This window comes from Streptomyces sudanensis (genome assembly GCF_023614315.1).
GTDB lineage: Bacteria > Actinomycetota > Actinomycetes > Streptomycetales > Streptomycetaceae > Streptomyces > Streptomyces sudanensis.
In genome coordinates, this window is record NZ_CP095474.1 from 4,736,982 (window position 1) to 4,743,577 (window position 6,596).

Consider the following 6,596-nt stretch of genomic DNA (forward strand, 5'->3'; position numbering starts at 1 on the left):
CCTCCGCCCCGAGCCCCGTGCTGCGCGTGCCGCCCGCCGCGCCCGACGTGGCCGCCGCCCACTTCGCCGCGAGCCTGGCGTTCCACGCCGACGCCTCCGACGTGGCCGCCGCACTCGCGGCGGGCGGCGACCCCGGGTTCGTCGTCCTGGACTCCCGCTCCACCGAGGCGTGGGACCAGGGGCACCTCCCCGGCGCCGTCCACCTGCCGACCGCCCTCGTCCCCGAACGGGCCGGGCACCTGCTCGACAAGGCCGTCCCCGTCGTCACCTACTGCTGGGGCCCCGGCTGCAACGGCGCCACCCGCGCCGCCCTCGCCCTCGCCCGACTCGGCTACCGGGTCAAGGAGATGCTCGGCGGCTTCGAGTACTGGGCCCGCGAGGGCTTCCCGTACGAGACGGCCGAAGGCCCGCGCCGCCGCGACGCCGACCCCCTCACCGCCCCCGTCACCACCGACACCTGCGGCTGCTGACCCACCGCGAACGGGCCCCGGAGTCGGAACCCGGAACCTTGGAGCGCCCTCACCGGTGCCCCTCGGGATGGCGTCGCATGCGGACGTTGCAGTCGCTGACGGCGGTCATGTCGCCGACCGCACGGGCCCGGTCGCGCACGTCGGCCAGCTCCGCACACCCCGCACAGCCCTCCACGGATACCGGCTCCGGCTCCAGACGCAAGGGGAGTTCAACCGGCGGGGTCGAGTACCTGGTCGGCTCCGTCACTGCACATCGCCACCTCTCGAACGTCACAGGGCCGACCTCTTGACAGGCCGGTGCTCTAGTTCAGTATTCGAGTGGCCGAAGCACTCCGGCTACGGTTCGCAGTGCACTAGTGTGCTTTCCTGGCGCAGCGTCAACTCATCTGAGGGGCAAGCCACATGCCCAGTCCCAAGACGTTCACGAAGATCGCGGATCACTTCCGGGAGCGCATCCTGTCGGGAGAGCTCGAACCGGGCGCCAAGCTGCCGACGAACCGGGAGATCGCCGGGCAATGGCAGGCCGCGGCCGCCACGGTGTCCCGGGCCCTGCAGGCCCTCCAGGTGGAGAACTTCATCCGCACCACCCCCCGGGGCACCTACGTCGCCGACGACCCTCGCTGGACGCTGTCGGCGCGGGACCGGCTGGCCCGGGTCCAGCGGGTGAAGTCGTTCCTGGCCGAAGGCGAGACGAGCCGGGTGACGGCCGCCGAACTGATCACCCCGCCGCTCTACGTGGCGGACCTCTTCGACCTGGAGCCCGGAGACCAGGTGGTGCGGCGCGAGTGGCTGGCCGGCCGGGGCAAGACCCGGACCGTGTTCGCGGTCACCTGGCACCCGGCCCCGTTCGCCGCCCTCGTACCGGACCTGCTGAACACCGCCCCGGGCCGCAATCACGGACTGTCCGCCCGGGTCCTGGAAGCCACCGGCCGCACGATCACCCACGCCCGCGACGACATGCACGCCCGCCCCGCCGACGCCCGAGAGGCCAGCGCACTGGGGCTGCCGGTCGGCTCCCCGATCCTGGCGGGCGCCCACCGCTGGTCGGACGCGGAAGGGATCATCGAGTACGGAGAGTGGTGCCTGCCGCCCCGGTTCACCATCGGCTACGAGCACCAGCCCTGACCGATCCGCCCGGAGCGTTCCCGAAAGCCGGCCCGCGGCCTCCGGGGCGCCCGGTCCACGCACTTACTTCCGTCGCCTCCGCGCCCTGCCCGGTGTTCCTCAAGCCCTCCCTGCGATCCGCTTCAGGAGCCGTCCGGCCAATCTCCCCCGCCGCTTCCGCAGCTTCCTCCATCGGGCCGGACCGGCCTCCGACGCGTCCGCTCCCATGGTCTCCGCCACTCGACCACCACCCTGCTCCTGGAACAGGGCGCCGACCTCGTCGTGATCAAGGAACTCCTCGGCCACGCCCACATCAGCGTCACCGCCGGCGTCTACGCCCACGTAAGGCTCCGCCTCCAGCGCCAAGCGATCGACACCCTCGGCAACGCCCTCAGCCGGGCCGACGACGGCAGCGACGACCCTCCCGCTGCAGCCGTCGTCCGCTGACGTTGCCGTCAGTGTTGCCGTCAAACACCCCAGAAGCCCCGCCGGAATGAAATCCGGCGGGGCTTCTGGTGAATCCGATTAACGATCAGACTCTGCCAATCCGAGCCCATCGCGATGTGTCCTCGCAAGAGCACCCTCTTCGATACCGATCTTCCCTTCATCGGCAATACGAAGGAGCGCAACTCTCATGGACGCATAATCAACGTGCGGCGGCACATCGATTGCCCACAAGTACCCTGTCGTATCGATCTCCCAGGAGCACTCAAAGCTGCGGAGCATGGCATCAATCATGTCCCTCGCGTCGTCATCCTTGATGATGATGCGGACCGTCGAATGCCCGGCCTCCGACACGAATTCCTCGAACACGAACTCTCTACGCTCGTGATCAGCTCTGACTCGCACAATGTCCCCGAAGGCGATTCCCTTCACGTAGAAGGGAGTGTTCCGAACCTGGACCTCCATCTGCACGGAGGTCTTCCCAGTCCAGAGCCGCTCCGAAGAGGCGTGGGCCCACTCGGCAGTCTCGTCAGGAAGATCGAAGGCTACCTTGTACAGCCTCTCAGGCTTACCCGACGGCACCGCCTCAGCGCCGCTAGGGTTCGAGGAAGTCTCTGAGCTCATCGTCCCAATCTTCCATGGTCTTAGTGGACTTATCCCTGTTGCATCGACGGCAGGCCACGGCACCGTTATGTGCGCCACCATGTCCGCCACTGGCCCTCGGCTCTATGTGATCGATCTGTGCATCGTCAGGCCTTCCCGGGACGGGGTTGCCATCGGCATCTCGCGATCCCCGCCGTTCGACCTTCTGCCCACAGTAATCACACCTGTACTCGCCACCATTCTTCGCTGCGTTGGCGTCGTAAACCTTCTGCCGCTCAGCATCAGTGAAATCCAGACCGGCTCTGTTGCAATTGTGCACGAGGACCGGCGCTGCCCCCGCCAGCACATAGTACGTGTGGAGGTCGGAGACGGTGAGGTTGTGGACGGTGGCGTCCTGTGCGGTCCGGCGCTGGACCGCGGTGATCTGGACGTAGGTCCCGGTGTCGGTCCGGAGCAGCTGGCCGGAGCGCAGGTCGACGGCGTCGATCCACTGGCGCAGCTCGGGGACCCAGAAGGGGTGACCCTCGGTCGCGGTGACCCGGACCGTCCTCGGACCGGTGGCGGCGGTCTTGCCGTCGAGGGTGATCGTGATCGTGACCAGGTGCTTGAGGCCGCGGCCCTTGATGCCGGCGGTGACCGTCTCGACGCGGGTCTCCCCGGTCTTCGGGTCGGTGGCCAGGACCTTGTCCCCGGGTCTGACCTTCTCGATCGGCTTGGTGGAACCGTCGGCCATCAGCACCTTCGTGCCGGGGGTGAAGCTGTTGTTGACCGGGCAGGAGCCGCCTTCCTCGGCCTTGCCCGCGCCGCCGCCACCGCTGGAACCGCCGCCGCCGCGGGAGGACCCGCCGGAGCTGCCGCCCGGCTTGGTCAGGCTCACCTTGCCCCCGCCCCCGCCCTTGGCGGGGCTCGCCACGGAGGAGACCTTCGGAGCGGCCTTGGCCTGGGCCTGCTTGTGGCCTGGGCCTGCTTGTGGACGGGGCCGGCGTCCACCGGGACGCCGGCCCGCTCAGCGCCTTCCCGTCACCCCCGGCACCCCCCGTCGCCCCGGTGGCGGGCCGCGGGAACCGCCGGCGCCGCCCGCCGGCCGGTCGTGGGCACCCGCGGCCACCGGTCCGGTCCGCCGCCCGCCGGGGCTCAGAGCCGGGAGAGCTCCTCGACGAGGTCGTCCAGGCCGAGCGGGCCCTGGGAGAGCGCCGCCATGTGCCACTTCTTCGCGTCGAACGCGGCGCCGTGGGCCCGGCGGGCGTTCTCCCGGCCCAGCAGCCAGGCCCGTTCGCCCAGCTTGTACCCGATGGCCTGCGCCGGCATCGACAGGTAGCGGACCATCTCGCTCTCGACGTAGGCCGGCGGGCGGCTGCTGTGCTGCTGGAAGAAGTCCTGCGCCAGCTCGGGCGTCCACCGCTCGCCCGGCCGGAACGGCGAGTGCGCCGGGATCTCCAGGCCGAGGTGCATGCCGATGTCCACGATCACCCGGCACGCCCGCATCATCTGCGCGTCCAGGTAGCCCAGGCGGCGTTCCGCGTCCGGCAGGAAGCCCAGCTCGTCCATGAGCCGCTCCGCGTACAGCGCCCAGCCCTCCGCGTTGGCGCTCACCATGCCGACGGTCGCCTGGTAGCGGGAGAGCCGGTCCGCGACGTGCGCCCACTGCGCCAGTTGGAGGTGGTGGCCCGGCACGCCCTCGTGGTACCAGGTCGACACCAGGTCGTAGACGGGGAAGCGGGTCTGGTCGCCGACGGGCAGCCAGGTGCGGCCGGGGCGGGAGAAGTCCTCGGAGGGACCGGTGTAGTACGGGGCGGCGGCGCTGCCGGGCGGCGCGATGCGCGACTCGACGCGCCGCACCCGCTCGGCGAGTTCGAAGTGCGTCCCGTCGAGGGCCTCGATCGCCTCGTCCATCAGCCCCTGGAGCCAGACGCGGGTCGCCTCGACGCCCTCGATGTGCGTCCCGTGCTCGTCGAGGTGGGCCAGTGCCTCCCAGGGGCCGGCTCCGGGAAGGATCCGGTCGGCTTCCTTCCGCATCTCGCCGAGGATCCGGTGGTACTCGTCCCAGCCGTACGCGTACGCCTCGTCCAGGTCGAAGTCGGTGCCGTTGTGGTAGCGGGACCAGCGGGCGTACCGCTCGCGGCCCACCGTGTCGGGGGAGCCCTCGACGGCCGGCGCGTACACGTCGCGCATCCAGTCGCGCAGTTCCCCGAGGGCCGCGGTCGCGCCGCGCGCCGCCGTGTCCAGCTCGGAGCGCAGCGCGGAGGGCCCGGCCGAGGCGAACTCCTCGAACCAGCCGCCCCGCCTCCCGCCGCCCGCCCACTCGCCGAGCTGGCCGACGAAGGTGGCCGTCGCGCGCGGGCCGCCCGGCAGCCCCCGCTCCAGGCCGAGCGCCAGCGACTCGCGGTACCCGTCGAGCGCGGCCGGCACGGCCCGCAGCCGCTCGGCGACGGCCGCCCAGTCCTCCTCCGTCTCCGCGGGCATCACGGTGAACGCCATGCGCACGCTGTGCGCCGGGGACCGGAGGTTGCTGACGGTGCGCAGCCCCTCCCGGGCTTCGTGGACGGCCAGTTCGGCGGTGAGCCGTTCCCGCAGGAGCCGTCCGCAGCGCCGCTCGGCGTCGCTCTCGGCACCGGGCCGCCGCTCGGCCTCGTCGAGCCGGGCGAGGGTGTCGCGCGCCAGGGCGGCGACCTCCTCCTGGCCGGCGGGGGAGAAGTCGGGCAGGAGCGCGTGGCTCTCCCGCACGCCCAGGTACGTGCCGGTGACCGGGTCGAGTTCCACGAGGGCGTCCACGTAGGCGTCGGCGACCTGACGGGGAAGAGCGCTGCTGGGGATGTCTGGCATGGCACCATCCTGATACGCGGCCGATGCCCGCGTCACCTCGTTCGCCCACAGTCGGCCGACAAGTGGAGCACACCGCGACCGGCGCCGGCCCGCGGGGCGCGGGGGCCGGACGGCACCGGCCGCGGAGGCCGGGCCGTGCCGGTCCCGGGGCGGGAGGGAGGGCCGCCGCCGGGGCGCCGGGCGGTCGTCGCGACCTGTGGCGAAGCGCCCGGTCTCCCGGCCCGGGCGCGCGGAGGCGGTCGGCGCGCGGTACGGGGAACGCCCCGCGCGGGTGTGCGGGGCGTTCCGGAGCTCCGCGTCCGGCCGCCGCGGACTTTGGCCGGATTCTTTTCCCGGCGGGCCCGGCGGAAGCGGACCGCGGACGGGGGAGGAGGCTCTGACCGGTGCCTCAGGCGCCCGAGGCCCGGTCGGTGCGCGGCGCGGGCCGGTGGTGGTCCCCGGCCGACTTGCGCCGTTCGGCGCGCAGGGCGCCGAGCCGGGCGGTGACCACCAGGGTGCCCGCCTCGATCTGGTACTCCAGGGGCAGCCGCAGGGTGCGCATGGCGGCGACCGTGCCGGTGTTGGACGCCTGCGTCACGGCGTAGACGCTGTCGCAGCCGGAGTCGGCGGCGAGGCCGGCCAGACGGCGCAGCAGCGCGGAGCCGATGCCGCGGCGCTGCCAGGCGTCCTCGACGAGCAGGGCCACCTCGGTCTCCTCGCCGTCCCACAGGAGGTGCCCGAGGGCGACGATCCGGCCGGGGGCGGTCTCCACGACGAGGGTCCGGCCGAAACGGGGGTCCAGCAGGTGGTCCAGGTAGAGGTCGGCCTCGGCGGCGGGGCCGTGGTAGCGCAGTCCCAGGGTGCGGCCGGAGCAGCGGCGGTGCAGGGCCCGCGCGGCCTCGACGTCGTCTTGGTCGGCGGGGCGGACGGTGACCCCGCTCCCCCCGGGCAGGGCGAGGGCGTCCCGGCCGCGCGGCGCCCTCGGGCCGAGGCGCGCGTCCAGTTCGACCAGGGCACGGGCCCGGGCGAACTCGCCGGGCGTGAACGGCAGGTAGGGGCGCTCGACCGTGAGCTCCCCGCCGTACGGGTCGCGCAGCACCATCACCGTGTCGTCCTGCTCCAGGGCGCCCTCCACCGGGGCGGCGGGATCGCCGGGGTGGTCGGCCGGGGAGG

6 protein-coding genes and 2 pseudogenes are annotated in these 6,596 nt (G+C 72.5%); 3 read left to right on the top strand and 5 right to left on the bottom strand.

The genetic code is table 11. The annotated features are described in order from the left end of the window. Window positions 1-470 (top strand): rhodanese-like domain-containing protein (locus MW084_RS21945; RefSeq protein ID WP_420833752.1); only part of this gene is annotated, 470 nt, incomplete at its 5' end. 49 nt (window positions 471-519) lie between these two features. Here MW084_RS21945 and MW084_RS21950 read toward each other — a convergent pair. Next, the gene (locus tag MW084_RS21950; protein WP_010473640.1) at window positions 520-717 is read right to left on the bottom strand and encodes a hypothetical protein; all 198 of its coding nucleotides are present in this window, start codon (window positions 715-717) and stop codon (window positions 520-522) included. A 155-nt stretch (window positions 718-872) separates the two neighbouring features. Here MW084_RS21950 and MW084_RS21955 point away from each other — a divergent pair, with 155 nt between their 5' ends. Both MW084_RS21955 and MW084_RS21960 read left to right on the top strand, forming a co-directional pair. After that, complete coding sequence (locus tag MW084_RS21955; RefSeq protein WP_010473641.1) at window positions 873-1,595, top strand: GntR family transcriptional regulator; 723 nt, start codon at window positions 873-875, stop codon at window positions 1,593-1,595. A 133-nt stretch (window positions 1,596-1,728) separates the two neighbouring features. Continuing rightward, a pseudogene (locus MW084_RS21960) lies at window positions 1,729-2,021 on the top strand (tyrosine-type recombinase/integrase); the annotation flags it as partial. Window positions 2,022-2,099: 78 nt separating this feature from the next. Here MW084_RS21960 and MW084_RS21965 read toward each other — a convergent pair. The 4 genes and pseudogenes from MW084_RS21965 to MW084_RS21985 form a co-directional block, all read right to left on the bottom strand. Then, window positions 2,100-2,642 (bottom strand): DUF4265 domain-containing protein, encoded by a 543-nt coding sequence (locus MW084_RS21965; protein WP_158684357.1) that lies wholly within the window; start codon window positions 2,640-2,642, stop codon window positions 2,100-2,102. Beyond that, entirely contained in the window at window positions 2,614-3,498 is an 885-nt protein-coding gene (locus MW084_RS24680) for a polymorphic toxin-type HINT domain-containing protein (protein ID WP_158684358.1), read from the bottom strand. Before MW084_RS24680 ends, MW084_RS21965 begins: the two co-directional genes overlap by 29 nt. Window positions 3,499-3,755: 257 nt before the next feature. Beyond that, entirely contained in the window at window positions 3,756-5,444 is a 1,689-nt protein-coding gene (locus MW084_RS21980; RefSeq protein WP_010473646.1) for a DUF885 domain-containing protein, read from the bottom strand. A 388-nt stretch (window positions 5,445-5,832) separates the two neighbouring features. Further along, window positions 5,833-6,596, bottom strand: a pseudogene (locus MW084_RS21985) (N-acetyltransferase family protein); the annotation flags it as partial.

Excerpts from the sequence above, each read along its gene's own strand:
- MW084_RS21955 (WP_010473641.1), top strand. The coding sequence starts at position 873 with ATGCCCAGTCCCAAGACGTTCACGAAGATCGCGGATCACTTCCGGGAG.
- MW084_RS21965 (WP_158684357.1), bottom strand. The coding sequence starts at position 2,642 with ATGAGCTCAGAGACTTCCTCGAACCCTAGCGGCGCTGAGGCGGTGCCG.
- MW084_RS21980 (WP_010473646.1), bottom strand. The coding sequence starts at position 5,444 with ATGCCAGACATCCCCAGCAGCGCTCTTCCCCGTCAGGTCGCCGACGCC.